The organism is Kineococcus aridisoli, assembly GCF_050871885.1.
Lineage (GTDB): Bacteria > Actinomycetota > Actinomycetes > Actinomycetales > Kineococcaceae > Kineococcus.
Genome location: NZ_JBJLSF010000006.1, coordinates 37,688 through 64,632, shown reverse-complemented (window position 1 = coordinate 64,632; position 26,945 = coordinate 37,688). Strand labels below are relative to the sequence as shown.

The following is a 26,945-nucleotide window of genomic DNA, read 5'->3' as shown; positions in this document are numbered from 1 at the left end:
GTCGGTCTTCGGCGTCCTACCGTGATCCTCAGCAGCTTTCGCGGTCCGCTGGCCATTCACCTCGTGGCCTCGAGCGATCTCAGGGGGAAGTGCCGTGCCTGTTCTGCTGGATACCGATTCCCTCGCCCCGCACGAGCGGGCTGATGCCGTCTGTTCCACCTTGGAGGCCGCGGTTCCCAGAGCACGTGTCTGGGCGCCTGCGAATGCTTCCTCTCGCATCGCCCGCTGGGACCTGGGACCAGGAGCCCACGTCATCTACCACGACTCGCACGGACACCGGATCACCCGCACACGCCGGCACCTGACCTCCGACGCCGTCGAGCGCATCTCCGTCGCCGTCACCACGCGCGGCCAGGTGATGCTGCACCACCGCGACGTCCTGCTCGGTGATCGAGTCGGAGAGCTGCAACTGCTCGACCTCACCTCACCGTACGACCTGTTCATCGACGGCGACTCCTCGGTGCACGCCATCACCATCGACTACTCCCACCTCGGCCTGTCAGTGGACGCTGTGCGCCGAGCCGTGCCGCTGATCTCCAGGAGCCCCCTGTACTCCCTGGTGCGCCGCCACCTGCTGGAGCTGCCCGACGCGGTGAACACCTTGTCCGCCGGGCCTGCGCTGGGGATGCTGGGAACCTCCACCACGGAGTTGGTGCGGGCCCTCATCGCCTCGGTCGCACAAGCCTCCGACCAGACGGCGAGCGAGGCGCTCCACGAGTCCCTCTTCGCGCGCATGACCACCTTCATCCAGCAGCATCAGCGCGACGCCGACCTCACCGCCGACAGACTGGCAGCACAGTTCGGCGTCTCCGTCCGCGCCGTGTACGCGGCCTTCGCCCGCAACGACGAGTCACTGGTTGAATGGGTCATCCGTGGGCGACTCGAAGGCGCACGGCACGATCTGGCAACCCGCGCCCGCGACTGGGGGACCATCGGCCGGGTCGCAGCCGCATGGGGGTTCAAAGATGCACGGCACTTCGCCCGGCGGTTCCGTGACCACTACGGGATGTCTCCGCGCGAGTGGCAGCAGCACTGCGTGGCATCGTCGACCGACAGGTAGGCAGGGAGCGAGCACCTGTCGGTAGCGCGGCGGGGTGGCTGTGTGAGCCAGGGACCGAAGGCGCCGAGGCACGTGGGGCCTGGCCGGTCACGATGGTGGCGACCGAGCTCGATGGCCATCGTCGGAGTGCTGGCGATCCAGCCGCGCCGAAGGTCCGCTGATCAGCGGGGTGATCAACGGCATCGCGCCGGTGCAGGCCACGCGCTGCGCCGCGGCCACCTCGGGATCGAGACGCGGAAGGTTCCTGCGAGCTCGGAGCACGCCGTGAGCGCAGGCCGGCGAGGAACGCGGACGCGCCGCACCCGCCGTGCGGGCGAGCGGGAACCGATGAGGTTCGACGACCCATGCGGTCTCCCCGTGGACGCCGCTCGCAGCACCTCGAGGAGTTCGACATGGTCATCGTCGCTGGGCACCTCCTCGTCGACCCCGAGGAGCGCGAGGCGTACCTGGCCGGCTGCTCCGGCGTGGTGCAGCGGGCGCGGTGCGCTGAGGGCTGCTTGGACTTCAGCATCGCAGCTGACCTCGTGGACGCGGGCCGGATCAGCGTCTTCGAGCGCTGGGCGTCGCGGGCAGCCGTGGAGGCCTTCCGCGGCAGCGGTCCGGGTGATGAGCAGAGCGCTGCGGTCCGGGCGGCGTCGGTGGCCGAGTACGACGTCTCCGCTGCGCGCTCCCTGACGTGATGGCCTGCGCGGACACCGGCAGGAGCGCGCGATCGGCGCCAGGACCGGGTGCGCGTGCGCGGCGGCGCGGACCGGGTGTGGATCCGGGGTCCGGTGCCGCGCTGCCCACGACGGACGCTGGGCCACCCGCAGTCCTCGGCGGGCGGTCCCCCGGGCCAGGGCCAGGTGGCCGCCGAGGAACCCGCCCGCCGCTGCTCCGGTCACCGCCGTCGCCGCGCCCGCCAGGACGCCGGCCCGACCAGCTTCTGCGCCCCGGACCGGGCCGCCCCACCGCCGACGAGGTCGAGCAGCAGCGCCGGGGTCCAGCAACCGGGGGTGAGGTCGGTCATCGGCGGGTGCACCGAGTGGCCCAGCACCGATGTCCGCAACAGCCGTGAGCGCGCGGCCCGCGGCACGATGGGGCCGTAGGCGGCCACCTGCGCGTCACCGATGCGGTCGGCCAGTTCGCTGGCACCGACCCTCTCGATGAGGCGTTGCGGGAGCGACGTGCTCGCCATGCCGCGAGGTTGCCCAGGTGCTCGTGGTGCGTCCAGGACCGCAGCTCCGTCCGGGCGGCCGGCCCGCGTGCGGGAGCCCTCGCCACCGCGCACGCTCATCCAGACGGCCGAGCACCGGGTGTGCGGTGCGGACGACCGCGGCACGTGCCGTCAGCGCTGGGTGGTGGGCGTGCGTGGACGCCGGTCGAGCTCTCGCCAGACGGGGAGCACCGCGGGGGCCAGGGTGATGAGCAGGTAGGAGATCGCCAGGGCGATGAGCAAGGTGGTGAGCGACCCGCTCTCCAGCCACAGCCCCGCACCCAGGATGCCGACGGGCATGCCCGCCCACGCCCCGGCTCCGACCACTCCGGCGACGCGGGCGCGAGTGCCCGCCGGGACCCGTTCCAGCTGCACGGCCCCGAGGATCGGGTTGATCGCCCCGGCGGCGAGCCCGCTGAGCGCGGCGCCTGCCAGCAGCACCACCAGCCCGGGGTCCAGGGCCAGCAGCGCGAAGCGCGGAGCACCGGCGAGCAGGAACGCGACCGTGAAGACCGTCCGCCGCGACCAGCGCGGTCCCAGCGCACCGAAGGCGAACGCACCGGCGACGGCGCCGCCTCCGAAGGCGCCGACCAGCAGCCCCAGGTCGATGCCGCCACCGAGGCGCTGGGTGGCGTAGACGGGCAGCACGACGCTGGAGTAGGCCGCGTCGAAGGCGTTGGTGAGGGTCACCATCGCGATGACGGCCAGCAGCAGCCGGTCGGAGCGGACGAAGGCCAGCCCGACCCGCAGTTCGCGCACGTACCCGCGAGCACCTCCCAGCGCTGCGGCAGCACCGCCTCCGGCGACCTGCCAGGTCCGGGGCAGCGCGGCGGCGATCAGGACGGCGGCGGCGACGAAGGTCACCGCGTCCACGGCCAGCACGAGCGGTGCACCGAGCAGGGAGACCAGTGCACCGGCGACCGGGGCGCCGATCAGCCGGGCGGCGCGTTCGGCGGCGTCCATCCAACCCGTCGCCCGCTCCAGGGGCAGGCCGGCCTCGTCGGCGAGTTCGGGCAGCAGCGCGTGCCGGGCTGCTTGCCCGGGGGTGTCCAGCAGTCCGGTGGCGATGACGAGGGTGAGCAGGGCCCAGAACGGCAGGCCGACCGTGAGGTGCAGCAGCGGTACCGCGGCGATCGTGGCCGCGCCGACGGTGTCGGAGACGATGCTGGTGCGTCGGTAGCCGAAGCGGTCGACGAGCACGCCGCCGAAGACGCCGCCGACGACGACGGGCGCGACCGCCGCGGCGCCGGTGAGTCCGGTCAGTGCGGTGGATCCGGTGGTGTCCAGCACGAACAGCGGGAGCGCGATCGCGGTGGCGGCGTTGCCGGCGGCGCTGGTGGTGTGCGCGGCCAGCACGCTCCACAGCCGGGTGCGCGGGGTCAACGTCCACCTCTTCCGCACGTGGGGCAGGCGCGCATCAGCGCCGGGCGGGTCGTCGGAAGGCGGAGCCCAGCAGGACGACCTGCTCGGCGTCTGCTCGCGAGCGGTCGGAGCGGGCTTGCCAGCGATCGGCCAGCTGTCGCAGCTCGGCGCTGAGCTCGGCCAGCTCCTCGGCCGTCAGGTGCAGCAGTCGATCCCCTTGCGTGGCGGCGGCGACCCACTCGGCGGGCAGGGTCGGCTCGGTGTCGAGGTACTGCTCGTGCAGCGCTGCCCAGCGGTGGGCGAACTCGCGGCGCAGCGCGGTGCCGGCGGCGCGCTCGGGGTCGGTGCGGTCCTCGGCGGGCAGCACGGTGGTCAGCTCGTGCCCTGCGCGCCACCACCGTTCCCTGCCGTCGGCGGCGAGCTCGGGCGCTTCGGCGACCAGGCCGATGGCCGCCAGGCGCTGCAGGTGGTAGCTGATCGAGCCGGGTGCCTCGTCCAGGGCGGTGGAGAGCCGGCCCACGGTGGAGGGGCCGGTGCTGCGCAGCTCGCCCAGCAGCGCGATGCGGGTGGGGTGGGCGAGGGCCCGCATCGTGGCGGAGTCGGTCAGGTGCACGGCCCTGGGGGTCACGGTGGGACCCTAGGACCACGAGGGATGACGTACAAGAGTTGTTGTGGAGTCGTCTCGCGTCGAGGCCTCGTCCACCGACCCGTCACGGTCGCTGGGCGTCGGCGGCCGCAGCGGCGGCGGGGACGCCGGCCATGCGCTGCACGAGGTCCCGCACCGCCGCCGCGTCCTCCCCGACGGCGTTCGTCGCGATCTTCCTGGCGGCGCGCGCCATGTGGGTGCCCATGGCTTCGCCGGCCGCCCGCGCGTCACCGGCCTCGACGGCGGCCAGGACGGGGACGTGGTCGGCGTAGGCGCGGCTGGGGCTCGTGGAGGTGGGGATGTGCCGGGCGATCCACGCGAACATGACGCTGCGGACGCCCACGAGCAGGGAGTTCAGGATGGGGTTGCCGGTGCTGCGCGCCAGCGCCGAGTGGAACGCGACGTCGGCGTCCTCGAAGCTCGCGGTGTCGTGGCGCGTCTGCTCCATCCGGTGCAGGGCCGCGCGCAGGTGCGCGAGGTCCTCGTCGGTGCGCCGCTGCGCGGCCAGCTGGGCGATGAGCACCTCCAGGCACCAGCGCGTCTCGACGATGTCGACGAGGCGGTGCCCGGTGACCGCCGACGTGGCGTGGAAGACGGCGGCGAGCACGTCGGAGTCCGGGCCGCGCAGGTAGCTGCCCCGGCTCTGGTGGACGTCGACCACCCCGAGGAAGCTGAGCGTCTTGATGGCCTCGCGCACCGTCGCGCGGTTGACGCCGAGGTCCTCGGCGAGCTGGCGCTCCCCGGGCAGCCGCTCCCCGGGGTGCACCCCGCCGACGACGAGGTGGTCGAGCAGCCGCCGGGTGACCTCGGTGGCCACCGGCTCCGGGGTGGCCCGCACGAGGGGAGTCAGGGCCGGCCTGTGCGGTCCGTGCGGCTGCTCGTCGTGGTCCTGTTCCGGCATGCACGGCATCGTCTCACCTCGCCCCGGCCGCCCCGGGCCCCTCGACACGCACTGGACAGCCGGTTGACCGGTCAGCCGGTACGGGGTTAGCGTCGTCACCAGTCGGAACCACGGCTCGGCTCACAGGTGAGCTGCAACAGCGCCACCACGCCGCTCCGGGCGCCGGGCGGTACCGGCGCGACGCACGCCGACGGCACCCGTCGTCGACGACCCGTCCCCGCACCGCGGGCGGGGAGCGCCAACTCCATGCTCGCTGCCGCGAGGCCTCCTCGCCGCAGCGCACGACGACGCGCAGCCGCCGGCCGGCGCGGGATGCGAGGAGGACCCATGACGGAGACGGGGCACACCCCGGGAACCCTCGGGCGGGCACGCCCGACCCGCCGCTCCCTCCTGGCGGCGCTGGCGGCCGCCGGAGCCGGCACCGCCGTGACGGGGTGCGCCGACGCGGTGGGGACCGCTGCGGGGAGCACACCGCTGCGCTACTGGAACCTCTTCGCCGGGGGTGACGGCGTGCGCATGGTCGAGCTCGGCGAGCGCTTCGCCGCCGCCCACCCCGCCATCTCCCTGGAACCCACCACGCTGGCGTGGGGACAGCCGTACTACACCAAGCTGGCCATGGCCTGCGCCGGGGGGCGGGCCCCGGACGTGAGCATCCTGCACCTGGCCCGCCTCCCCGGGTACGCACCGGGCCGCCTGCTGGACCCCTTCCCCCCCGACCTGCTCGAGGAGGCGGGGATCACCCGGGACAAGTTCCTGCCTGCGCTGTGGGAGGCGGGGACCGTCGACGGGCAGGTGTACGCCATCCCCTTCGACACGCACCCGTTCGTCATGTACTACAACACCGACATCTGCGGTGCCGCCGGCCTCCTCGACGCCGACGGGCGGCTGAAGCCGATGCAGGGCCCCGAGGAGCTCCTCGCCGCCTTCGCCGCCGCCCGCGAGGTCACGGGCGACCTGGGGCTGTCCATCGGGACGCTCACGGTCAACCCGTGGCGGCTGTTCTGGACGCTGTACCGCCAGCTCGACGGGCAGGTCCTCGACGCCGGCGGCACCGAGATGGCCATCGACGACGACAAGGCCCTGGAGGCGCTGCGGTTCATGCAGCGCCTGTCCCAGGAGGGCCTGGCACCCCGCACCGCCGACCGGGAGGCCGTCATCGCCTCCTTCGGCAGCGGGCGCGCCGGGTTCCTGTTCTACGGTGAGTGGGAGGTGACCACCTTCGAGGAGAACGGCCTCCCGTTCGGGATGGCGCCGTTCCCGAACGTCTTCGGCAACGACCGGACCCAGGGGGACTCGCACTCCTTCGTCCTGCCCCACCAGATCGAACGCGACCCCGAGGTCACCCGGGCCGCGGTCACCTACATCGCCTGGATGCTGGAGAACAGCCTCTACTGGGCGGGCGGTGGGCACATCCCGGCCTTCCAGCCGGTCGTGCGCAACCCCGAGTACGAGAACCTGCAGCCGCAGGCGCAGTACCGCGAGGTCGCCGAGGACGTCCAGCTCGACCCCCCGGCGTGGTTCAGCGGGTCCGCCTCCGAGCTGCAGAACCAGGCCGGGGCCGCCTTCGGCGCCGTGCACGCAGGCACCCTGACCCCCGAGCAGGCGCTGGAGCAGTTCAAGGCCGCCCTGCAGACCCTGCTCGACACCCCCGCCCCCGTCTGAGGGCTCCCACAGCAGCAGGAAGGACCCTCATGGCCGCGCAGACCTCACTCGCGCCCTCGACGAGCGCGGAGCCGACCCGCCGCGCGCGCTCGCGCAAGCTGGCCGGATTCCTCTTCGTCCTGCCGTTCCTCGTCGTCTACGTCGCCTTCCTCGTGTGGCCGGTCCTGGCGGGGTTGTGGGACAGCTTCTTCAACGTCAGCCTCGCCGGCGGGGACTCGGCCTTCCTCGGGCTGGCCAACTACGCCGAGATGATCGGCGACGAGGCGGTCTGGCGCTCGTTGTGGCACACGATCGCCTTCACCCTGCTCAGCTCCCCGCCGCTGGTGCTGCTGGGCCTGGCGATGGCGCTGCTCACCCACCGGGCGCGCCGCGCGGGCTGGTTCCTGCGCTTCGCCTACTTCGTCCCCTACGTCCTGCCGGCGACGGTGGTCAGCCTGGTGTGGGTGTGGCTGTACCAACCCGGTTTCGGCTTGATCAACGACGCCCTCACCCGCATCGGGCTCGCGGAGGTGAACTGGCTGGGTGACGAGCGGGTCGCGATGATCGCCGTCGTCCTCACCACCGTCTGGTGGACGGTGGGCTTCAACTTCCTGCTCTACCTGGCCGCGCTGCAGAGCATCCCCGCGGAGCTGTACGAGGCGTCCTCCATCGACGGGGCCCGGCCCCTGCGCCAGCTGGTCAGCATCACCCTGCCGCTGCTCAGCCGCACCACCGGGCTCGTCCTCGTGCTGCAGCTGGTGGCGTCGCTGAAGGTGTTCGACCAGATCTACCTCATGACGGCCGGTGGACCGAACTTCTCCACCCGGCCGATCATCCAGTACATCTACGAGACCGGCTTCACGACGTTCCGCATCGGTTACGCCTCCGCCGTCTCGTACATGTTCTTCGCCCTCATCGTGATCATCTCCATCGCCCAGTTCAAGTTCGGCCGTTCGAAGGAGCAGACGTCGTGAGCGGAACAACGCTGGGCGGCGGCGGCGGCGCCGCCGCCGGCACCGAGGCCGCCGCCGGCGAGCGCCCGCAGATCGTGCGCACCGCCCGGCGCGCTCCCCGGCGGCGTCCCACGCTCGGCGGCACCTCGCTGAGCGCCGTCGCCGTGGTGCTCGGTGTGCTGTGGCTGGTGCCGCTGGCGTGGGCCGTCGACACCGCCTTCAAGCCGGAGGCGGAAACCACCAGCATCCCCGTCACGTGGATCCCCTCCGAGTTCACCCTCGACGCCTTCGTCAGCGTCTTCGCCCAGGGCGACCTGCTGCGCTGGCTCTTCAACAGCGTCGTCGTCGCCGTCGCCGTCACCGTCCTCACGCTCGTGCTCTGCAGCGCGGCGGCCTACGGCTTCTCGCGGATGGACTTCCCCTTCAAGAAGGCCGTCCTCGCGCTGGTCCTGGCCGGGATCATGGTCCCGCCGCAGGTGCTCATCGTGCCCCTGTTCGAGCAGATGAGGGCGCTGCGCCTGGTGGACACCTACCCCGGGATCGTGCTCCCGCAGGTCGTCGCCCCCGCGATGGTCTTCATCCTGAAGAAGTTCTTCGACGGCATCCCCAAGGAGTACGAGGAGGCGGCGGAGATGGACGGCGCCGGGCCGCTGCGCACCTTCTGGAACGTGGTGCTCCCCATGTCCAAGCCGATCCTGACCGCGGTGGCCATCTTCACCTTCATCCACGCGTGGAACAACTTCCTCTGGCCGTTCATCGTGACCACCGAGCCGGACATGATGACCGTGCCCGTCGGCCTGGCCGCCGTCCAGGGCTCCTACGGCCTGCGCTACGCGCAGATCATGGCCGCCGCGGTCGCCGCCGGCCTGCCGCTGGTGCTCATCTACGCCCTGTTCCAGCGCCAGGTGGTCCGCGGTGTCGGCGACGCCGGCCTGAAGGGCTGAGCACCGCCGCACCGGACCACCCGCCCACCCCACCCCGCCCACCCGACCCGCCCGCCCACCCGCCCCGCCCCGGAGAGCCCCGTGCGCACCGCATCCCTGTCGATCGACCCCGCCTTCGTGATCGCCCCCGTCAACCGCCGCACCTTCGGCTCCTTCGTCGAGCACATGGGCCGCTGCGTCTACACGGGCATCTACGAGCCGGACCACCCCAGCGCCGACGAGGACGGTCTGCGCACCGACGTCCTCGAGCTCGTGCGCGAGCTCGGCGTCAGCCTGGTGCGCTACCCCGGGGGCAACTTCGTCTCCGGCTACCGCTGGGAGGACGGGGTCGGCCCCGTGGAGGAGCGCCCCACCCGCCTCGACTCCGCCTGGCACACCATCGAGACCAACGCCTTCGGCCTCAACGAGTTCTCCCGCTGGGCGCACAAGGCGGGGGTGGAGACCATGATGGCCGTGAACCTCGGCACCCGCGGGGTCCAGGAGGCGCTCGACCTGTTCGAGTACAGCAACCACCCCGGCGGCACCACCCTGTCGGACCTGCGCGTCTCCCACGGCGTGCAGGACCCCCACGGGATCCGGTTGTGGTGCCTGGGCAACGAGCTCGACGGGCCCTGGCAGCTCGGGCACAAGACGGCGCACGAGTACGGGCGCCTGGCCGCGGAGACCGCCAGCGCGCTGCGCCAGCGCGACCCCTCCCTGCAGCTCGTCGCCTGCGGCAGCTCGCACCGCCAGATGCCCACCTTCGGTGCGTGGGAGGCCACCGTCCTCGAGCACACCTACGACCAGGTGGACTTCATCTCCGCCCACGCCTACTACCAGCTGGAGGACGACGACCTGGCCAGCTTCCTGGCCTCCTCCCGCGACATGGACGACTTCGTCGACGAGGTCGTCGCCACCACCGACCACGTCCGCGCCAAGCTGCGGCGCAGCAAGCGGATCAACATCTCCTTCGACGAGTGGAACGTCTGGTACCGGGAGGAGTCGCGCCAGCTGCGCGCCGGCTGGACCGCCGAGGACTGGGAGGTCGCTCCCCGCCTCAGCGAGGAGCCCTACACCGTCGCCGACGCCGTCGTCGTCGGGTCGCTGCTGCTGTCCCTGCTGCGCCACAGCGACCGCGTGACCGTCGCCTGCCAGGCGCAGCTGGTCAACACCATCGGCTCCATCCGCTGCGAGCCCGGCGGCCCGGCCTGGCGGCAGAGCATCTTCCACCCCTTCGCCCAGGCCTCCCGCCTGGCCCGGGGCGACGTCCTGCGCACCGTGCTGGACGCGCCCGTCCACGACACCGCGCGCTTCGGTCAGGTGCCCTCGCTCGACGCCGTGGTGACCCACGACGCCGAGACCGGTGAGATCGCGGTGCTCGCCGTCAACCGCCACCCCGACGAGGCGCTCACCCTCGAGGTCGACCTGCGCGCCTTCCCCGCAGCGCGGCTGACGGAGGCCTCGCTGCTGAGCGACGACGACTGGCGCGCCACCAACACCCAGCAGCAGCCCGACCGCGTCGCCCCGCGACCGAACCCCCGGGTGAGCCTGGAGGACGGCACGCTGCGCGCCGTCCTGCCCGCGGTCTCCTGGAGCGCCATCCAGCTGGGGGTGTGAGCGACGGGGGAGCCGCCGCACCCACCACCGGCCCGAAGGGCTCGGGGTGGGTGCGGCGGAGCGGGCGGCTCACGGGGCCAGCCGCACCCGCACCGCCGTGACGTCGAACGGGGCCAGGGTCAGCGCGGCGGCGGCGTGCGACAGCGGCAGCGGACCGGTGCTCTCGTGCCCCAGGTGGGTCGCCGCCCAGGCCCCGGCGACCGGGCGCGCGCAGCGCAGCTGCGTGGAGACCGCCTCGTCGGCGTAGGACTGCAGCCGCACGAGCAGGTCACCGGGGTGGTCCTCGACCGTGGTGACGGCCACGATCCGCACCCGGTCGTCCTCGACCCGGGCGAGGGAGGACTCCGCCGGAGCGGTCTCGCCGGTGCCGTGCAGCAGGGCCGGTCGCAGGGGGCGGGTCACGGCGTCAGCGGTGGTGGTGGCCGTGGCCTCCACGGTGCCGGCGGCGGCCACCGCAATCACGGTGAACGTCGCCGCGAAGGCCTGCTCGACGGGGGAGTCGCTGTCCCAGAGGTTGTTGTGGACCCAGCTGAACAGGGTGCCCGGCTCGCCCCGGCGCAGGGTCGAGGTGACGAGCAGGCGCTCTACGCCGGGTGCGCTGGACTCGTGGACCAGGCGCTGCTCGGTGCCGCGCTCGACGTGCGCGAGGACCGCGCCGGGCGGGCCGTCGAGCGGCCGGCGAGCAGCTCCAGGCGCTCGGAGGTCCACAGCTCGTCGGCCAGGCCGCTGTAGCCGCCGGCACTGGCGTGCTCGTCGTAGACGTAGCCGTCGAACCCGCTGACCGACTCCTGCCTGACGAGCTCGCGGCCGGTGCTGAGGTCGGTCGGCGAGGTGGTGCAGGACCCGGGACGTCTCGGGGGACCCGGGAGGACCCGGGGAGCCGGGGGAGGGCGTGCAGGTCCTCGACGCCGTCGGCGGCGGCGACCTCTCGCTGCAGGTGCACCCGCTCCCGGCTGAGCAGTTCGTCAACGTCTTCCCGACCCGCCGCCACGACCACTTCCTCCTCCCCGCCGGGACGGTGCACTGCTCCGGTGCCGGGTCGATGGTGCTCGAGGTTTCGGCGACGCCCTGCATCTTCACCTTCAAGCTCTGGACTGGGGACGCGTCGGGCTCGACGGGCGTCCTCGCCCCATCCACCTCGACCACGGCGCCGACGACATCGTCGCCTCCCGGCGCACCGCCTGGGTCCGGGAGAACCTCGTCAACCGCGTCGAACCGCTGGCCGAGGGGCCCGGGTGGCGGGAGGAACGCACCGGCCTGCACGAGCCGGAGTTCATCGAGACCCGACGGCACTGGTTCGAGGTCCCCGTCGAGCACGAGACCCGCGGGACGGTGCACGTCCTCAACCTCGTCGAAGGCGACCGCGTGGTCGTGCAGTTCCCGTCCGGGGCGTTCGAGGACTTCACCGTGCACTACGCCGAGACCTTCATCGTGCCCGCCGCCGTCGGGGCCTACCGGATCCGGCCCGACGGGGCCTCAGCGCGGTACGCCACGCTCACCGCGTCGGTCCGCCCGACATCCGCCTGACCTCGCGGACCGGTGCGCGTCCCGGCGCCCGGGCGTCTCGGGTGGGGTCGGGGTGCGGCGCCGGCAGCGGGGCTGCACGAGCCTGCGGCTGGACCAGCCTGCACGCTCGGGGGGTGAGCACGATCGAACGCCCGGCCCCCACCGGTACCCGCAGCGACGGCGGCGCAGGCGATCCCGGGATCGACGCGCCCCCGGTCTCCCGCGTGGGGACGGCCCTCTTCCGCCTCGGCCGCGCGCGTCGCGACGTCCTCGCGGCCCTCCTGAAGCGACGGGGCTGGAGCTTCGCGGTCCTGCCCTACCCGGGGTACGGGGCCGACGGGCGCGCGAGGGTCTTGGCTCGCGTCGTCCTCGCCGCGCCGGGCCGTGAACCGAGCTCGGTGCGCGGCATCGCCGCCTGGCGGCGCCTGGTGACGCTGCAGCGCTCCCGGGTGGGCGTCGACGTGAGCATCGGCGGCACCACCGGCGGCACCACCGGCGGCACCACCGGCGGCACCACCGGCGTGGCCACCCGCGACCCCGGCCCGGTGCACCAGGTCCGCAGCGGTCCCGGCGGGCTCATCGACGTCGTCCTGCCCTGCTCCGCCGAGCCGGGCACGCACACCGTGACCTTCCGGGTGGGGCAGCGTCCTGCGGTGCAGGCGCCCGTGCACGTGGCCGATCCGCAGGCGCGCACCGGCATCGTCTGCGACATCGACGACACGGCGCTGCTGACCGGTCTGCGGCGCCCGCTGAGCGCGGCCTGGCGGACCTTGACCCGCACCTTCCAGCAGCGCACCCCCGTCGAGGGCGTGGCGGACCTGCTCGCCGCGGCCCACGACGAGCACGGCGGTGGTCCGGTCGTCTACCTCAGCAACGGTCCGTGGAACTTCGCCGAGCCCCTGACCCGGTTCCTGCACCGCCACGGGTTCCCCGACGGCGCGCTGCTGCTCACCGACTGGGGTCCTTCGTCGGAGGGCGTCTTCCGCGACGGCCGTGCCCACAAGCGGCGCAGCCTGCAACGGCTGCGCACGGACTTCCCCGGGGTGCGCTGGCTGCTCGTCGGTGACGATGGCGAGAACGACCCGGCGATCTACGAGGAGTTCGCCCGCGAGCACCCGCAGCACGTCCTGGCCATCGCGCTGCGGCAGGTGGGCGCCGACGTCGGACCCGACACGACGGACGACGCGGGGACCACCGAGGTCGAGACCCCCGGGGGCGCGGTCCCGGTGGTGCGGGGGACGGACGGGCACGCCCTGCTGCAGCGCTACCGCGCAGCGGTCACCGGCTGAACCCGCTCGCCTGCGCGGGCGGAGCCGGTGACGTTCCCAGCCGTTCTCGAGGACGTGTCCCGAGTCCTGCGTCGCGTCGACGGCGGCCAGGCGGCTCACGCGGGCACCGACGCGGGCACCGACGCCGGCAGCTGCCTGCTGGCGGCACGCCGCACCCGTGCGCACGAGCGGCAGCAGGCGACGGGTGCGGGTCGCCGGCGCGGTCAGCCGGGTGGGAGGAGGTGGATGCCGAGGTCGGTGCGACCGGGCAGGAGGTCGGCCCGCAGGGCGCGGGTCCCCTGGTAGTCGCCGTCGCGCAGGGACCGGAACCGGCGAGCCGGTTCCGCCTCGATGGTGCGCAACCTCTCCCGCAGGCGCCTGACCTCCCGGTCCACCCCACCGGTGTCCAGCGCGTCGGCGTCGTGGACGACGTGCAGCTCGAGCGTCTCGATGCCGACGTACCACAGCACGCCGTGGGTGAGGGGGAACAGCAGGGACTCCAGGTCACCGCTGATGCCGCGGACCCCGATCGAGCGGGCGTCCTCTCCGGCGGTCACCACCACCAGCGCCCTGCGCCCCACCAGGCCGCCGTCGCCGTAGCGTCGCGGGACCCCGAGGTCGGGGTCCAGGTCGCCGTAGGCGAAGCCGGCGGTGAGGACCCGGTCGAACCACCCCTTCAGGACGGCCGGTGGCCCGTACCACCACAGGGGGAACTGCAGGACGAGGAGCTCCGCCGCGGCGAGCTTGGCCTGCTCGGCGCGCACGTCGGCGGGCAGTCGCCCCCCGGCGTACGCCTCACCGACCAGTTCGGCGATGCCCCCGGCTTCCTCGGCGCCTCCTGCGAGGTCGCGATCGCCGAGGACGGGGTCGAAGCCCTGGGCGTACAGGTCGGACGTCACCACCCGGTAGCGCCCGGACAGCTCCTGGACCCCCTCGTCGAAGAGCCGGCCGTTGAGGGATCGGCGGCGGGGGTGGGCGTGCACCCACAGGGCGGTACCCGGCGTCGGGGGATGGGCGGTGGTCATGGTGTCACCTCTCCTGCGGCAGGGGTCGGCGGTGGGGACGACCGCGGCGGCTGCTCACCCTCCTCAGTCAACGCCGCCGACGTGGACGCGTACATGGCTCATGCGCCGAAGGACCTGTCTGATCGTCTACCGTGGGACGGTGGACGCCTTCAGCGACGTGTTGCGCGGGGTGCGGGCCCAGGGCTCGCTGTTCGGCCGCTCGATCCTGACGCCGCCCTGGTCGCTGCACTTCGTGGACGGGGCACCGCTGACCCTGTGCGCCCTCGTGTCCGGCGCGGGGTGGATCGTGGCGGAGGGTGAGCCGCCGCAGCGGATCGGCGCCTACGACACCGTCCTGGTGCGCGGGCCGGGGACCTTCCGGTTCGTCGACGAGGTCGGCACCGGGGCCGTCCCGATCGCGTGCGGGGTGGAGTGCGCGACTCCCGAGCAGGGCGGCACCCGCCACCGGCTGGGCTGGCACGACCCCGACCAGCCCGGCGGGAGCGGTGGCAGCGGACGCGGGGACGCGGCGACGACGCTGATCGTCGGGGCGTACCCGGTGCACGGTGAGATCAGCCGCCAGTTGCTGGAGGCGCTGCCGGTGCTGCTGCGCGTGGGCGCCGGCGGCAGCGCTGACCCGGTCCTGGACCACCTCGCCGCCGAGGCCGCGATCGACGCCCCCGGCCAGCAGGTCGTCCTGGACCGCCTGCTGGACTGGATGCTGGTCTGCACGCTGCGCGAGTTCTTCGACCGCGATCGCGCCGAGGCGCCGGCCTGGTGGGCCGCCCAGCGCGATCCGGTGGCCGGGGAGGCGCTGCGGGTGCTGCACGCCGAGCCCGCGGCACCCTGGACGGTCGCCGCGCTGGCCGAGCGGGTCGGGGTGTCGCGCGCGACGCTGGCCAAGCGGTTCGCCGACCTGGTGGGTGAGCCGCCGTTGACCTACCTGACCCGCTGGCGCATGGCGCTGGCCGCGGACCTGCTCCTGGACCAGCCGGACGCGACTCTCGCCGAGGTCGCCCGCACCGTGGGCTACTCGGACCCCTTCGGCTTCAGCACCGCGTTCAAGAGGGTGCGCGGGAGCAGCCCCAGCGACTTCCGCCGCGCAGCGGCCGCCGGCCCCTCAGCGGGGTACCGGGCTCCGCGCGCGGTGGTGGGTGGCCGCCCCTCAGACGCGCTGTAGGGCCTCCCAGGGCTGCGGTGGCACCTGGACGACGATGCGGTCCCCGGCGCGCACCTGACCGCCTGCGAGGACGATGCTCATGACGCCGGCCTTGCGCACCACGTCGCCGTCGGCGTCGCGCGGGGTGAGCGCCTTCAGCAGGCCGGGCTGGAAGGCGTTGATCTGCGCGCACGGGTTGCGCAGCCCGGTGACCTCGACGACGGCCTGCGCACCCAGGTGCAGTCGCGCACCGCGGGGCAGCTGGAGCAGGTCCAGGCCTTCCGTGGTGATGTTCTCGCCCAGCTGCCCGGGGTCGACCTCGAAGCCCTGCCGGCTGAGCTCCTCGTGCAGTTCGCCGTGGATCAGGTGCACCTGGCGCAGGTTGGGACGGGTCGGGTCGACGGCCACGCGGGAGCGGTGCTGGACCGTGGTGCCGGCGTGGGCATCGCCTTCGACACCGAGGCCGGCCAGCAGCGTGATGACGTCGGTGACGTCCTTGCTGAAGCGGTGCGCGCCGTCTCGGCTGACGGCGACGACTCGCCCTGCTCGGATCTCGTTCACCGCTCGATCATGGCGCACCGCCGAGCTGCGGGGCGGGGGGTGCTCGCCGACACGCTCGAGCCCGGTGACCTGCCGCACCGGGTCCCAGGCGGTGCGCGCGCACCGGGCAGACCGAGGCCGTGCAGATCACCGATGCCCAAGCCGATGTCCGTCGCACCTACCGGGGCGGCTCGGTCGGTCAAGCGGTCTCGGGCATCGTCTGGGCCGCCGCCGGCATCGTCCACGTCACCGCCTCTCCCGCAGCGGCCATGGCGGTGCTCTTCCTCGGTGGTGCCGCGATCTTCCCCCTCACCAGCGTGCTGCTGCGGCTGCTGGGGGGCCGCGCGTCCCTGCCGGCCGGCCACCCGATGGCGGCCCTGGGTGCTCAGGTCGCCTTCACCGTGCCCGTCGGGATGCTCGTGGCCGTGGCACTCGGTTCCCGGGACGTGGACCTGTTCTTCCCCGCCGGCATGCTCGTCGTCGGGGCTCACTACCTGCCCTTCGTCCACCTGTACGGCGACCGGTCCTTCGCCGCGCTGGCCGTCGTCCTCGTCGCAGCGGGTTTCGTGATCGCCACGGGCACGAGTTCCAGCGCCCCGATCGGTGCCTGGTTCACCTCGGCGGTGCTGCTGCTGGCGGCCGTGGTCCTGCACGTGCGTCACCGCCGCAGCCCCGAAGGCGGGGCAGCCCCGGCCGAGCAGCTGAGCGGAGTCCGCTGAGTGGTCCTCCGCTCAGAAGAACGTCGGCTGGCGCGGCACGTGGTGCTCCTCCAGCGCGGCGACCTCCTCGTCGTCGAGCTCGACGTCGAGGGCGGCCACGGCGTCCTCGACGTGGTGCACCTTCGTCGCCCCGACGATGGGCGCGTCGACGACGGGGTTGCGCAGCACCCACGCCAGCGCGACCTGCGCCATCGTGACCCCGCGCTCGGCGGCGATGCGCTCGACGGCATCGACGATGCTCCTGTCGCTGTCCAGGCGGACGGGGTTGCCCTCGGGGTCGGTCTGCGGCTCGTCACCGGCCCTGGCGGTGTCCTGCCGGCTCCAGGAGCGGGCCATCCTGCCCGCCTGCAGCGGTCCCCAGGGGATGGAGCCGATGCCCTGGTCGGCCAGCAGGGGGAACATCTCGCGTTCCTCCTCGCGCTGGGCCAGGCTGTACTGGTTCTGCATCGACACGAAGCGGGTCCACCCGCCGAGGTCTGCCGCGGTCTGCAGCGTGGCGAACTGCCAGGCCCACGTGCTGGAGGCCCCCTGGTAGCGGACCTTGCCGGCCTTGACGACGTCGTGCAGCGCCTCCATCGTCTCCTCCACGGGGGTGTCCCAGGAGGTGGTGCCGAGCTCGACGGCCCGGCGGAAGATCGGTTCGGCGCCCTCGCTGTCCAGGGTCCACGTCTGCGCTTCGTCGCCGTCGCCGAAGCTCATGCAGCCGAGGACGATGCGGCTGACGGTCAAGCCGGTCGAGCCGAGACGGGTGTGCTCCATCGTGCGATCCCCTCGTCGTGGTCGTGGTCGAGTCCTGCACCGCTGCTGGCTGCGGCGCGCGCCGACCGGCCAGGTGCTCGGCGACCGGGCCGCTGCGCTCGACGACCTGCGGCGGGTGCGGCGGTGCACAGGGCTGCGGGCAGGAGACGTGCGGGTGCGGTGCAGGCGTCGTCGAGCGCCGCAGCGCGGCACCGGGAGCCCTCCCGCGGCGGGTGCGACAGGATGGCGACCGTCCGACCCGTCCACCAGGAGGCTCCCGTGTCCGCTCCCGTTCCCCACCCCCGCACGTGACGGGGCCCCGTCGCGCCGTCCGGTCGGGTGGCCCCGCAGCACCGAGGCGCTCCAGCAGGCGCCGCTTCCTCTCCGCCGCCGCGACGTCGGCGGTCCTCGCCGGGCTCGCCGCCTGCGGCCGGCGCACGTCCCCCGTGTCCACGCCTGTGTCGTCCGCCGGGCTCGGATCGACGGGCAGCAGCTCGAGCGGCGGTGGACAGCTCACCATCGGCGCCATCCCCGACCAGGACCCGGAGGTCCTGCAGCGCCTGTACGCAACCCTCGCCGACTCGATGGCCCGGGCCACCGGTCTGCAGGTCGCGTACCGCCCGGTCACCGACTACGGCGCCGCGGTCTCCCTGTTCCGCACCGGTGACCTGGACCTGGTCTGGTTCGGTGGACTCACCGGCGTGCAGGCCCGTGCGCAGAGCCCCGGCGCCCGGGTGATCGCCCAGCGCGACATCGACGAGGACTTCCACTCCGTCTTCGTGGTGAACACCGCCACCGGCCTCACGCCCTCCGAGGACCTCGCACCGCTGGCCGGCCTGCGCTTCACCTACGGCAGCCAGACCTCCACCTCGGGGGCGCTCATGCCGGCGTACTTCCTGTCCCGGCAGGGGATCGACCCGCGAGGTTTCCCCGGTGGCCCGGGCTACAGCGGCTCGCACGACGCGACGCTGCAGCTGGTCGCCTCCGGCAGCTACGAAGCCGGGGTGCTCAACGAGCAGGTGTGGAACTCCCGCAGCGCCGCCGGCGAGGTCGACCCCGCCGTGCGCCTGTACGCGCGCACCCCGGCTTACCACGACTACCACTGGGTGCTCGGCCGGCAGGCCCTCGACCGGCTGGGCGAGGAGCTGCCCCAGCGGTTGAGCGACTACTTCCTCGGGCTCTCGATCGAGGACCCCGACGACGCGGCGGTGCTGGAGCTGTTCGGCGCGCAGCGGTTCATCGCCACGCAGGAGTCCAACTACGACCAGATCGAGCAGATCGGCGAACAGCTGGGGCTGATCACCTGAGCGCCGCCCTGCGGCTGTCCGGTGTCGAGGTGCGCTACGGCGGCACCCGGGCCCTCACCGGTCTCGACCTCGCGGTCGAGGCCGGTGAACGGGTCGCCGTGGTGGGTCCGTCCGGGGCGGGCAAGTCGACGCTGCTGCGCCTGCTCAGCGGTGCGCTCACGCCCAGCGCCGGATCGGTCGAGGTCCTCGGCACCGACCTGAGCACCCTGTCGGGCCGTGGACTGCGGCGGCTGCGCGCCCGGGTCGGCATCGTGCACCAGCACCTGGAACTGGTCGGACCGCTGCGCGTGGTCCACAACGTCAACGCCGGCCGGCTCGCCGGCTGGCCGGCGTGGCGGGCCGCCTGGTCGCTGCTCAGGCCGCAGGGGGTGAGCGAGGTGAGCGCGGCCCTGCAGCAGGTCGGCCTGTCCGATCGGCTGTACGAGCGCACCGACCGGCTCTCCGGTGGGCAGCAGCAGCGGGTCGCGCTCGCCCGGGTGCTGGTGCAGCGCCCCGACCTCGTGCTGGCCGACGAACCCGTGTCGGCGCTCGACCCGGCGCTGGCCGAGCGGGCACTGGCGCTGCTCACCGCAGCGACGGCTGGACGCGGCGGAACCCTGATCGCCTGCCTGCACGACCCGGCGCTGGCCCTGCGCCACTGCAGCCGCGTGGTCGGCCTGGTCGAGGGCCGTCTCGCCCTCGACGCTCCCGCGACGGCGCTCACCCCCGCCGACCTGGCGGAGTTCTACGGGGTGGACGCGTGAGCGCCGTCGCGGCCGGCACCGCGCCGCGGTTGTCCCGGTCCCGTTCCCGGTGGGCGTGGGGGCTCGGCGCGGCCGTCGTCGTCGCGTGGTCGCTGGCCGGGGCCGGGCTCTTCTCCGGGGACGTGCTGAACCCGGCCGGCGCGCGGCAGTTCGGCCGGTTCGCGGCCGGCGCGCTCGCGCCCGACCTGTCCGCCGGTTTCCGCGCCGTGCTGCTGAGCAGCACGCTGGTGACGATCGCCTACGCCGTGACGGGGGCCGCGCTGGCGGTGCTGCTCGGCGCGCTGGGCGCGGCGGCGCTGGCCCGCACGACGTGGGGCCGGCGGACAGGCTGGGCGGGAGCGGCGTGGGTGCTCGTCCGTGGCGCCGTCGCCGTCCCCCGCGGTCTGCACGAGGCGGTCTGGGGCCTGCTGCTGGTCAACGTCCTCGGCCTGGACCCGTGGGTGGGGGTGCTGGCCATCGGCATCCCCTACGGCGCGGTGACCGCGAAGGTGTTCGCCGACCTGATCGATGAGGTGCCCAGGGGCGGCTACCAGGCGCTGCTGGCCGCCGGTGCCGGCCGGGGCACCGCGACCCTGTACGGGGTGCTGCCACCGGCCGCGGGCGGGTTGCTCGCCTACGCCTTCTACCGGCTGGAGTGCGCGGTCCGCTCGGCGGTGGTGCTCGGGCTCATCGGCGCCGGCGGGCTGGGGTACCAGCTGTCGCTGTCGTTCAGCTCGCTGCGCTGGGAGCAGGTGTGGAGCTGCGTGTACGCCCTGACCGCGGTGTGCGTGGCCGCCGTCGTGGCCGGGCGCGCGGTGCGCCGCCGCCTGGCCGACCCGCCCGCGCCGGCCGGGGACCGGCTGCGCCGCGACCCCGCGTTGACGGGGACGGGGCTGGTCACGCTGGTCCTGCTCGCGTGGTCGTGGTGGTACCTGGCGCTGACCCCGGCGACGCTCGCCGCCGACCGGACCCGCGAGCAGCTCGCGCACGTGCTCGGGCACGCCTGGCCGCCGGCGGTGTCCGGGCCCCTGCTGCGCTCGCTGGCCGCGGCCGCGGTCGACACGGTGCAGATGTCCGTCATCGCCGTCGCCCTCGCCACCGCCGGAGCCGTGCTGCTGTCCGGGCTCGCCGCGCACCCCGCGGGCAGGCCCGGGCCGGTGCGGTGGCTCGTCGGCGGCCTCGTCCGGCTGGGCCTGCTGCTGCTGCGGGCCGTGCCGCCGCCGGTCTGGGCGCTGGTGCTGCTGTTCGTGCTGCGGCCCGGGATCCTGGCCGGGGCGCTGGCGCTGGGCCTGTACACCCTCGGGGTGCTCGGCCGGTTGACCGCCGAGGCCCTCGAAGAGCTCGACCCGCGCCCGGCGCACGCGCTGACCGCGCTCGGTGCAGGCCCGGTCGGCACGTGGTTGTACGGGGTGGCGCCCCGGGCGGTGGGACCGGTGCTCGCCTACGCCCTGTACCGCTGGGAGGTCGCCGTCCGCGACACGGTCCTCGTCGGGCTGCTCGGCGCCGGCGGACTCGGCGCGCTGCTGGCCACCGCCCTGCAGACCTTCGCCTGGCCGGCGGTGACGACGACCCTGCTCGTGCTGGTGCTGCTGACGCTGGCGGTCGACCTCGTCAGCGACCGGGCGCGGGAGGTGGTGCGCTGACGGCCCTGGTGGGCCGGTGGCCAGGACCTCCTCCGGGACGTCGTACGCCGCGGCACGACCGGACGCGCCCGCGGGGCGCCGTGCGCGGGAGGTCGCGCCCGCCCCCCGTCGGGTGCGTCGAGCCTGCAGCGCCGGGGTGAGCGGATCGTGCGTCCGGCAGCGGGATCGGGACGTTCCAGGCGCGCTGGCCCTGCCCGGTGGGCGGCTGCTGCGAGGACGTGGGCTGCGCGCTGCGGTGCCGTCCGGACCCGCGCCGGACCCGCGCCGGACCCGCGCCGGACCCGCGCCGGACCCGCGCCGGACGCCGGCTGGACCTGCTGACCCGGCGGCCGGTGCCGGTGCCGTGGCTTTCGCGGTGGCTGCGCTGGACGTGTTGGCGGCGCCTGCGCCAGTGGCAGGATGCCGGCGTCCGGGAGCAGTTGCACGGTGCCGTGTTGGACCGCCTCGGTCAGCAAGGAGTGCTGGACTGGTCGCGGGCCCGCATCGACTCCGTCAGTGCCCGAGCGGAGAAGGGGCGCGCTGACGGGCCCGAACCCCACCGACGGAGGAGAACCGGGCCGGGGGTGCCCCCGCGCGCGGGGGACGAGTACCACCTGCTGGTGACCGCCGACGGGTTACCGCTGAACGTCGTGCTCTCCGGTCGGTCGCTGCGCACGCCGTCTGCCCCGCCCGAGATGGTGCGAGTGGGTGTTCCGACTCTTCCCCGTGTCGGGGCTGTTGCTGGCCGCGGCCGGTGGCGCGTTCCTGGCGGAGGGGCTGTTGGCGGGGCTGGTGTTCCTGTCCGTCCTGCCGTCCACCGTCCAGTCCTGCGTGGTGTTCACGGCGATCGCCCGCGGCAACGTCGCCGGTGCCGTCATGGGGGCGACCGCCTCCAACCTCGCGGGAATCGCGCTGACGCCGTTGCTGGTGGCGCTGCTGCTGGGCTCGTCGCAACTGGTGGTGGGCCCTGAGCCGATCAGCCGCATCGTGCTGCTGTTGCTGGTGCCCTTCCTGCTCGGACTGCTCGTCGGCCGCTTCGTGCGCGGTGTGCTCGAGCGCTACCGCCGCCTGTTGACGCTCATGGACCGTGGCGTCATCGTCGCCGTCGTCTACTCCGCCTTCAGCCGGGGAGTTCGCCAAGGAGTGTGGCAGCAGGTGAGCCCGGGGCAGGTCGCCCTCGTCATCGCCGCTGCAGCGCTGCTGCTGTCGATCACCTCCGCCGCCGCCTGGTGGGTTCCTGCGCTGTGGAGGGCCTCGCGGCCCGACCGGGTGGCAACGCTCTTCTGCGGCTCGACCAAGTCGCTGGCGACCGGTCTCCCGATGGCCACGGTGCTCTTCCCGCCCCAGCTGATCGGGCTGGTCATCGTGCCGATCATCATCTACCACCCGCTGCAGATCGTGGTGTGCTCCCTCCTCGCCGGGCGGATGGCGGGCGAGGAGCGCTGACGCCTGCCGTCGGCTGAGGTGAGCTCGTGCGGGGATGAGGCTCGTGTTCACCACGGCCGGTGACGACGTTCGGTTCCACACGTTGTTTTCGGTGCTCGCTCCTGGTGGTCGACCGAGGTGGAGGAGCGCCCCGGCCCATGGGCTCGTCAGGGTGGGGCGTCGTCCCGGAGGAGCGAGCGCTGACCTCGGGCGCCGAGGTGTCTGCGGCGGCGTGGAGCACGCCGCTGCGGGTGCGGGGCCCGCTCGTGCTAGGTGGCTGCGCCGTTGTGCTGCTGGTTCCACCCGTCGTGGCCGAGCGTGCGCATCAGGCGGCTCTCCGCGTTGCTCATGTGCACGCGCATCGTGTTCTCCGCTTCCTCGACCGCTCCGGCGGCGATCGCCTCGACGATGGCGGCGTGCTCGGCGAGGGTGTCCTCGACGTGCCCGCAGTCGGCGCGGACGGCTCGCGACATCCACACGCCCAGCAGCGAGCGCACGCTGTCCAGCATCCCGGCGAGCACGGTGCTGCCCGAGGTGGCCGCCACCTCCAGGTGGAAGGCGACGTCGGCGTGCACGAAGGCGTCGATCTCGCCGGCCTGACCGGTTCGGTGCATCTGCTGCAGGTGCTGCTGCAGGCGCACCAGCGCCTCGGGGGTGCGTCTGCGGGCGGCGATGCCGCTCAGCGCGATCTCCAGGTGGTGCCGTGCCTCGACCAGGTGCAGGGTCTCGGGCTTGCCGAGCACCAGGCCCCACTCGACGGCCTGGGGCAGCAGGTCGGCGGTGCGGCCGGTCAGGTAGGTGCCCGAGCCCTGCCTGCTGTGCACCAGGCCCAGCAGGTCCAGCGCCGCCAGCGCCTCGCGCACCGCTGCGCGTCCCACCCCCAAGGCCGCGGCCAGCTGGCGCTCGGGGGGGAGGCGCCCCCCCGGGGCCAGTCCTTCATCGGCGATGTGCGCCAGGAGGCGGCGCGCGATGTCCGCCACCGCTGACTCGGGGCGCTGCGCGGGGACCACGGGCTGGGCGGGACCCGCTTCGACGTCGGCACCGACGCTGGGCTGCATGGAGACGACCGTAGCAGCCGCCCACGCATTGGTCGACCACCACGATCAAATGGTTGACCAATCAGGGAGCGGGCCTCTACCGTCATCGCGTCACGCCGGGCACCGGATGCCCGCGCTGGAATCGACGACGACCGACGTCTTCGCGGCTGCGCCGCGGAAGGGGTGACGATGAAGTCACGGCTCCTCGCGGGCACGGCCCTGGCGGCCGCTGCCACGCTCCTGACCTCCTGCGGGCTGCCCACCGCTGAAGCCCGCATCCCCGACGACTGGACCCCCCGCGGCTCCGTGCCTGCAGTGGTCGCCTTCGCCCCCGGCGGCGGCAGCGACCGCTCGGCCCGCGTCATCGCCCAAGCCCTCAACGAGCGCGAGCTCGGCTTCGACGTCAACGTCGAGAACAAGGAAGGCGGCTCGGGGGCGGTGGGCTGGTCCACCTTCCTGGCCGAGGAGGGCAACGGCAACACCCTGCTGGTGGCCGAGACGGCCTTGAACACCCTGCCGCAGGTCTACGACGTGCCCTTCACCTACCGCGACTTCACCCCGCTGGTCATGTTCGCCCGCGACTCGCGCATGCTCGTGGCCCCGGTGGACTCCCCGTTCACCACCTGCACCGACGTCATCGAGACCAGCAAGCAGGAGCGGGTGGTCTCCGGCTCCAGCGGACGCACCGGCGCCGACGCCCTGGCCGTCGCCGGCCTGGAGGACAACGGCGCCGTCTTGAACGTGGTGCCCTACGGCTCCACCGGCGAGGTCATCACCGGCCTGCTGGGTGGGCAGGTCGCCCTGGCCCCCGCCAGCGCCGCCGCCGCCAAGCCGTACATCGAGAGCGGTGACCTGAAGCCCTTGTGCACCCTGTCCCCGCAGCGCTTCGACGACCCCGTCCTCGGCTCGGTCCCCACCGCCAAGGAGCAGGGCATCGACGCCGAGGTCGTCTTGTGGCGCGGCGTCTTCGGCGCCGGCGGCATCGCGCCGGTGCAGCGCGAGTACTGGATCGACCAGATCGAGGCGGCCATGGACTCCGACACCTACCGCGACTACATCACCGAGGACCTGCTGGAGCCGGCCGACCTCTCCGGCGACGACTTCACGGCCTTCCTCGACGACTACGACCAGCAGATGGCGGAGGTCTTCCAGTGAGCGTTCCCACCACCCACCGCGACACCGGCGGCGCCCGCCCCATCGACGCCTCCACCACCTCGAGCCGGCGCCCGCCGCGAGAGCGGCCCGCGAAGGCGCAGGTCATGGCCACCGCGGTTCTCGCAGCCCTCGGTGCCGTCTTCTTCGCCCTCTCCTTCGCCTACCCGTGGACGCTGGAAGACGGCTCGATCGGTCCTGGCGTGCTGCCCAGGACCGCCTCCGCCCTGCTCGCGCTGGTCTCCCTGGCCCGCCTGGTGCTGCAGCTGCGGGGCAGCCGAGCGGCCCCCGGGCAGCAGTTGCCCGGGGACGGCGAGGGCACGGACGCCGCCGGCGCGGCAACTCCTGCCGGGGTCGCCGCCGAGCAGGCCACAGCTGAGGAAGTCGCAGCTGAGGCGGTCGCAGCTGAGGACCTCGCCGCGGTGGAGGAGGTCGAGGAGGTCCCGCACGCACGGCGCAAGCTGCTGCTGGTGTGCGCCACCGTCCTGCTCACCGCTCTGCTGGTGCCTTACCTGGGGCTGCTGCTCGCCCTGGGCCTGATGACCCTCTTCCTCGCCGCCGTCGTCGAGCGCCAACCGCTCGTGCGCTCCCTGCTCGTGGCCGGTGGAACTCTCGCCGTCTCCTACCTGGTGTTCGTGACGCTGCTCAGCATCCCGCTGCCCATGGGGCTGCTCGACCCGGCCCTGTGGAGGCAGTGATGCTCGACAACCTCGCTCTCGGCTTCAGTGCCGCCGTCACCCCCGAGAACCTGCTCTGGTGCTTCCTGGGCGTCCTGCTGGGCACCGTCATCGGCATCCTGCCCGGACTGGGCTCCGCCACGGGTGTGGCGATCCTCATCCCGGTGACGCTGACCCTCTCTCCGCTGACCGCGCTGATCATGCTCGCCGGCATCTACCACGGCGCCCAGTTCGGGGCGACGACCACCGCGATCCTCATCGCCACCCCCGGCGAGGCCTCCAGCGTGGTCAGCACCCTGGACGGCTACCAGATGGCCCGCAAGGGCCGCGCCGGTCCCGCGCTGGCCATCTCCGCGCTCGGTGCCTTCGTCGCCGCGACGATCTCACTGGTCGCGCTCATGGCGCTGGCGCCCACCTTCGCCGACATCGCGCTCGGCTTCGGGCCCACCGAGATGCTGGCCATCATGATCCTCGGCCTGACGACGATCGTGGTCTTCTCCGGCAAGGCGCTGCTCACCGGCATCTCCATGGGCCTGGTCGGCATCCTCGTCGCCTGCATCGGCGTGGACGTCGGCAGCGGCACCCCTCGCTACGCCTACGGCACGATCGACCTGTACGGCGGCGTCCCGTTCGTGGAGGTGATGATCGGCCTGTTCGCGATCGGTGAGCTGCTCAACCAGCTGCACCTGGGCACCGCCACTCCCATCCGCGCCCGCTTCCGCGACCTGCTGCTGACCAAGGAGGACCTGCGCCGGGCCACCCCCTCCACCCTGCGCGGTACCGTCATCGGCTTCCTCCTCGGCTGCCTACCCGGCGCCGGCTCCACCCTGGCCTCCTTCATGGCCTACGGCGCGGAGAAGCAGTTCTCCAAGAACCGCAAGCAGTTGGGCAAGGGCGCCATCGAAGGTGTCGTGGCTCCCGATGCGGCCACCAACGCCGCCTCCAACGCCAACTTCATCCCCACCCTCGCTCTCGGCGTCCCCGGCGGGGCCACCACCGCCGTACTGCTGGGCGCCTTCTTGGTCTACGGCATCCAGCCCGGGCCGCTGCTGTTCGAGAACCAGCCGACGCTGGTGTGGGGCCTGCTGGTCTCCTTCTTCATCGGCAACCTCATGCTGCTGCTGCTGAACCTGCCGCTGGCCCCCGTCTTCGCCCAGCTGCTGCGCATCCGCTACTCGTTCATGTACCCGCTGATCATCGCCACCAGCCTGCTGGGTGCGTACTCGGTCAAGAACAGCATGTTCAGCATCTGGATCGTCCTGTTCTTCGGGCTCATCGGGTACGCCATGAAGCGCCTGGACCTGCCGATGGCTCCCCTCGTGCTCGGCCTGGTCGTCGGCCCGCTCTTCGAGAAGGCCCTGGTGCAGACCTCCGCCCTCGCCGGCGACGACGGCGTGAGCAGCCTGGTGGCCGCCAGCCCCACGGCGCTGGGCATCCTCGTGCTGGCGGCGGTGCTGCTGCTCGCGCCCGTCGTGATCCGCCGCGCCACGCAGCGTCCCACCGCTCCCGTCACGGGCACCCGCGAGCCCGCGCTCGTCGGTGCTGCCGGCAGCACCCGCACCACCTCGGGGGAGCAGTCCACCGTCCGTGGCCTCCACCACGAGCACCACGACCACCACATCGACGTCCGCAGTGACCGCCCCCTCGACCGAGGCACCGACCACAGCACCCACCGCAGCACCCACCAGGAGGACAAGTGAGCGACGTGACCACTCACCAGGCGCCCGGCCCCGCACCCACCGGATCGGCACCCACCGGACCGGCCGCGGCC

At 73.4% G+C, this 26,945-nt stretch carries 25 protein-coding genes and 2 pseudogenes; 18 read left to right on the top strand and 9 right to left on the bottom strand.

Annotated features, from left to right (window positions below; all coding sequences use genetic code 11):
• The first annotated feature begins 94 nt into the window (after positions 1 to 94).
• Both ACRYM2_RS03285 and ACRYM2_RS03280 read left to right on the top strand, forming a co-directional pair.
• Entirely contained in the window at positions 95 to 1,060 is a 966-nt protein-coding gene (locus ACRYM2_RS03285; protein ID WP_432519843.1) for a helix-turn-helix domain-containing protein, read from the top strand.
• A 392-nt stretch (positions 1,061 to 1,452) separates the two neighbouring features.
• Positions 1,453 to 1,740 carry a putative quinol monooxygenase gene (locus ACRYM2_RS03280; protein WP_432519841.1) on the top strand — a complete coding sequence of 96 codons (288 nt, stop codon included), beginning with the start codon at positions 1,453 to 1,455 and terminating at the stop codon, positions 1,738 to 1,740.
• A gap of 200 nt (positions 1,741 to 1,940) precedes the next feature.
• Here the strand turns inward: ACRYM2_RS03280 and ACRYM2_RS03275 are convergent, their stop codons facing one another.
• The 4 genes from ACRYM2_RS03275 to ACRYM2_RS03260 form a co-directional block, all read right to left on the bottom strand.
• Positions 1,941 to 2,237 carry a hypothetical protein gene (locus tag ACRYM2_RS03275; protein ID WP_432519840.1) on the bottom strand — a complete coding sequence of 99 codons (297 nt, stop codon included), beginning with the start codon at positions 2,235 to 2,237 and terminating at the stop codon, positions 1,941 to 1,943.
• Between the two features lie 150 nt (positions 2,238 to 2,387).
• Positions 2,388 to 3,638, bottom strand: coding sequence for an MFS transporter (locus ACRYM2_RS03270; RefSeq protein WP_432519838.1), 1,251 nt, complete (start codon positions 3,636 to 3,638; stop codon positions 2,388 to 2,390).
• A gap of 34 nt (positions 3,639 to 3,672) precedes the next feature.
• On the bottom strand, positions 3,673 to 4,245 hold the full coding sequence (locus ACRYM2_RS03265) for a helix-turn-helix domain-containing protein (protein WP_432519837.1): 573 nt from the start codon (positions 4,243 to 4,245) through the stop codon (positions 3,673 to 3,675).
• An 82-nt stretch (positions 4,246 to 4,327) separates the two neighbouring features.
• Positions 4,328 to 5,164 carry a FadR/GntR family transcriptional regulator gene (locus tag ACRYM2_RS03260; RefSeq protein WP_432519835.1) on the bottom strand — a complete coding sequence of 279 codons (837 nt, stop codon included), beginning with the start codon at positions 5,162 to 5,164 and terminating at the stop codon, positions 4,328 to 4,330.
• A gap of 327 nt (positions 5,165 to 5,491) precedes the next feature.
• Here ACRYM2_RS03260 and ACRYM2_RS03255 point away from each other — a divergent pair, with 327 nt between their 5' ends.
• The 4 genes from ACRYM2_RS03255 (at position 5,492) to arfA (ending at position 10,298) form a co-directional block, all read left to right on the top strand.
• The gene (locus tag ACRYM2_RS03255; RefSeq protein WP_432519833.1) at positions 5,492 to 6,826 is read left to right on the top strand and encodes an extracellular solute-binding protein; all 1,335 of its coding nucleotides are present in this window, start codon (positions 5,492 to 5,494) and stop codon (positions 6,824 to 6,826) included.
• Between the two features lie 29 nt (positions 6,827 to 6,855).
• The gene (locus ACRYM2_RS03250) at positions 6,856 to 7,779 is read left to right on the top strand and encodes a carbohydrate ABC transporter permease (RefSeq protein ID WP_432519832.1); all 924 of its coding nucleotides are present in this window, start codon (positions 6,856 to 6,858) and stop codon (positions 7,777 to 7,779) included.
• A complete protein-coding gene (locus ACRYM2_RS03245) occupies positions 7,776 to 8,702 on the top strand; it encodes a carbohydrate ABC transporter permease (protein WP_432519831.1) in 927 nt (308 codons plus the stop codon). The genes ACRYM2_RS03250 and ACRYM2_RS03245 overlap by 4 nt, the downstream gene beginning before the upstream one ends.
• A gap of 81 nt (positions 8,703 to 8,783) precedes the next feature.
• Positions 8,784 to 10,298, top strand: coding sequence for an arabinosylfuranosidase ArfA (gene arfA / locus ACRYM2_RS03240; RefSeq protein ID WP_432519829.1), 1,515 nt, complete (start codon positions 8,784 to 8,786; stop codon positions 10,296 to 10,298).
• 69 nt (positions 10,299 to 10,367) lie between these two features.
• Here arfA and ACRYM2_RS03235 read toward each other — a convergent pair whose 3' ends face one another.
• Entirely contained in the window at positions 10,368 to 11,006 is a 639-nt protein-coding gene (locus tag ACRYM2_RS03235) for a hypothetical protein (protein WP_432519828.1), read from the bottom strand.
• Between the two features lie 235 nt (positions 11,007 to 11,241).
• On the opposite strand from ACRYM2_RS03235, the pseudogene ACRYM2_RS03230 reads away from it, so the two are divergent.
• Together ACRYM2_RS03230 and ACRYM2_RS03225 are read left to right on the top strand one after the other, a co-directional pair.
• Positions 11,242 to 11,825: pseudogene (locus ACRYM2_RS03230) on the top strand (class I mannose-6-phosphate isomerase); the annotation flags it as partial.
• Between the two features lie 113 nt (positions 11,826 to 11,938).
• Positions 11,939 to 13,093 (top strand): App1 family protein phosphatidate phosphatase, encoded by a 1,155-nt coding sequence (locus tag ACRYM2_RS03225; RefSeq protein WP_432519827.1) that lies wholly within the window; start codon positions 11,939 to 11,941, stop codon positions 13,091 to 13,093.
• 203 nt (positions 13,094 to 13,296) lie between these two features.
• Here ACRYM2_RS03225 and ACRYM2_RS03220 read toward each other — a convergent pair whose 3' ends face one another.
• On the bottom strand, positions 13,297 to 14,097 hold the full coding sequence (locus ACRYM2_RS03220) for an NAD(P)H-dependent oxidoreductase (protein WP_432519825.1): 801 nt from the start codon (positions 14,095 to 14,097) through the stop codon (positions 13,297 to 13,299).
• Between the two features lie 139 nt (positions 14,098 to 14,236).
• On the opposite strand from ACRYM2_RS03220, the gene ACRYM2_RS03215 reads away from it, so the two are divergent.
• A complete protein-coding gene (locus tag ACRYM2_RS03215) occupies positions 14,237 to 15,256 on the top strand; it encodes an AraC family transcriptional regulator (RefSeq protein ID WP_432519824.1) in 1,020 nt (339 codons plus the stop codon).
• Here the strand turns inward: ACRYM2_RS03215 and ACRYM2_RS03210 are convergent.
• Positions 15,242 to 15,796, bottom strand: a complete 555-nt coding sequence (locus ACRYM2_RS03210) for an MOSC domain-containing protein (protein WP_432519822.1) — start codon at positions 15,794 to 15,796, stop codon at positions 15,242 to 15,244. The genes ACRYM2_RS03215 and ACRYM2_RS03210 overlap by 15 nt on opposite strands.
• Before the next feature lie 119 nt (positions 15,797 to 15,915).
• Here ACRYM2_RS03210 and ACRYM2_RS03205 point away from each other — a divergent pair, with 119 nt between their 5' ends.
• Positions 15,916 to 16,494 carry a DUF7010 family protein gene (locus tag ACRYM2_RS03205; RefSeq protein ID WP_432519820.1) on the top strand — a complete coding sequence of 193 codons (579 nt, stop codon included), beginning with the start codon at positions 15,916 to 15,918 and terminating at the stop codon, positions 16,492 to 16,494.
• 12 nt (positions 16,495 to 16,506) lie between these two features.
• Here ACRYM2_RS03205 and ACRYM2_RS03200 read toward each other — a convergent pair whose 3' ends face one another.
• Positions 16,507 to 17,253, bottom strand: a complete 747-nt coding sequence (locus ACRYM2_RS03200; RefSeq protein ID WP_432519819.1) for an aldo/keto reductase — start codon at positions 17,251 to 17,253, stop codon at positions 16,507 to 16,509.
• 287 nt (positions 17,254 to 17,540) lie between these two features.
• On the opposite strand from ACRYM2_RS03200, the gene ACRYM2_RS03195 reads away from it, so the two are divergent.
• The 5 genes and pseudogenes from ACRYM2_RS03195 (at position 17,541) to ACRYM2_RS03175 (ending at position 22,329) form a co-directional block, all read left to right on the top strand.
• Positions 17,541 to 18,539 (top strand): putative selenate ABC transporter substrate-binding protein, encoded by a 999-nt coding sequence (locus ACRYM2_RS03195; protein ID WP_432519818.1) that lies wholly within the window; start codon positions 17,541 to 17,543, stop codon positions 18,537 to 18,539.
• A 29-nt stretch (positions 18,540 to 18,568) separates the two neighbouring features.
• The gene (locus ACRYM2_RS03190) at positions 18,569 to 19,282 is read left to right on the top strand and encodes a phosphonate ABC transporter ATP-binding protein (RefSeq protein WP_432519817.1); all 714 of its coding nucleotides are present in this window, start codon (positions 18,569 to 18,571) and stop codon (positions 19,280 to 19,282) included.
• Positions 19,279 to 20,904 (top strand): PhnE/PtxC family ABC transporter permease, encoded by a 1,626-nt coding sequence (locus ACRYM2_RS03185; protein WP_432519815.1) that lies wholly within the window; start codon positions 19,279 to 19,281, stop codon positions 20,902 to 20,904. Before ACRYM2_RS03190 ends, ACRYM2_RS03185 begins: the two co-directional genes overlap by 4 nt.
• A gap of 365 nt (positions 20,905 to 21,269) precedes the next feature.
• Positions 21,270 to 21,767, top strand: a pseudogene (locus ACRYM2_RS03180) (hypothetical protein); the annotation flags it as partial.
• Entirely contained in the window at positions 21,649 to 22,329 is a 681-nt protein-coding gene (locus tag ACRYM2_RS03175) for a bile acid:sodium symporter (protein WP_432519878.1), read from the top strand. The pseudogene ACRYM2_RS03180 and the gene ACRYM2_RS03175, both read left to right, overlap by 119 nt.
• A gap of 248 nt (positions 22,330 to 22,577) precedes the next feature.
• Here ACRYM2_RS03175 and ACRYM2_RS03170 read toward each other — a convergent pair whose 3' ends face one another.
• Positions 22,578 to 23,366, bottom strand: a complete 789-nt coding sequence (locus ACRYM2_RS03170; RefSeq protein ID WP_432519814.1) for a FadR/GntR family transcriptional regulator — start codon at positions 23,364 to 23,366, stop codon at positions 22,578 to 22,580.
• A 168-nt stretch (positions 23,367 to 23,534) separates the two neighbouring features.
• Between ACRYM2_RS03170 and ACRYM2_RS03165 the strand changes: the two genes are divergently transcribed.
• The 3 genes from ACRYM2_RS03165 to ACRYM2_RS03155 are packed head-to-tail and all read left to right on the top strand — an operon-like array spanning position 23,535 to position 26,874.
• A complete protein-coding gene (locus tag ACRYM2_RS03165; RefSeq protein WP_432519813.1) occupies positions 23,535 to 24,500 on the top strand; it encodes a tripartite tricarboxylate transporter substrate binding protein in 966 nt (321 codons plus the stop codon).
• Positions 24,497 to 25,195: a tripartite tricarboxylate transporter TctB family protein gene (locus ACRYM2_RS03160; protein WP_432519812.1), complete on the top strand. Its 699-nt coding sequence runs from the start codon at positions 24,497 to 24,499 to the stop codon at positions 25,193 to 25,195. Before ACRYM2_RS03165 ends, ACRYM2_RS03160 begins: the two co-directional genes overlap by 4 nt.
• Complete coding sequence (locus ACRYM2_RS03155) at positions 25,195 to 26,874, top strand: tripartite tricarboxylate transporter permease (protein ID WP_432519810.1); 1,680 nt, start codon at positions 25,195 to 25,197, stop codon at positions 26,872 to 26,874. Before ACRYM2_RS03160 ends, ACRYM2_RS03155 begins: the two co-directional genes overlap by 1 nt.
• The last annotated feature ends 71 nt before the right edge of the window (positions 26,875 to 26,945 follow it).

Bases quoted from the DNA above. Each gene is read 5' to 3' on its own strand.
- ACRYM2_RS03280 (WP_432519841.1), top strand. From the start codon at position 1,453: ATGGTCATCGTCGCTGGGCACCTCCTCGTCGACCCCGAGGAGCGCGAG.
- ACRYM2_RS03275 (WP_432519840.1), bottom strand. From the start codon at position 2,237: ATGGCGAGCACGTCGCTCCCGCAACGCCTCATCGAGAGGGTCGGTGCC.
- ACRYM2_RS03260 (WP_432519835.1), bottom strand. From the start codon at position 5,164: ATGCCGGAACAGGACCACGACGAGCAGCCGCACGGACCGCACAGGCCG.
- ACRYM2_RS03255 (WP_432519833.1), top strand. From the start codon at position 5,492: ATGACGGAGACGGGGCACACCCCGGGAACCCTCGGGCGGGCACGCCCG.
- ACRYM2_RS03250 (WP_432519832.1), top strand. From the start codon at position 6,856: ATGGCCGCGCAGACCTCACTCGCGCCCTCGACGAGCGCGGAGCCGACC.
- ACRYM2_RS03220 (WP_432519825.1), bottom strand. From the start codon at position 14,097: ATGACCACCGCCCATCCCCCGACGCCGGGTACCGCCCTGTGGGTGCAC.
- ACRYM2_RS03200 (WP_432519819.1), bottom strand. From the start codon at position 17,253: ATGGAGCACACCCGTCTCGGCTCGACCGGCTTGACCGTCAGCCGCATC.
- ACRYM2_RS03170 (WP_432519814.1), bottom strand. From the start codon at position 23,366: ATGCAGCCCAGCGTCGGTGCCGACGTCGAAGCGGGTCCCGCCCAGCCC.
- ACRYM2_RS03165 (WP_432519813.1), top strand. From the start codon at position 23,535: ATGAAGTCACGGCTCCTCGCGGGCACGGCCCTGGCGGCCGCTGCCACG.
- ACRYM2_RS03155 (WP_432519810.1), top strand. From the start codon at position 25,195: ATGCTCGACAACCTCGCTCTCGGCTTCAGTGCCGCCGTCACCCCCGAG.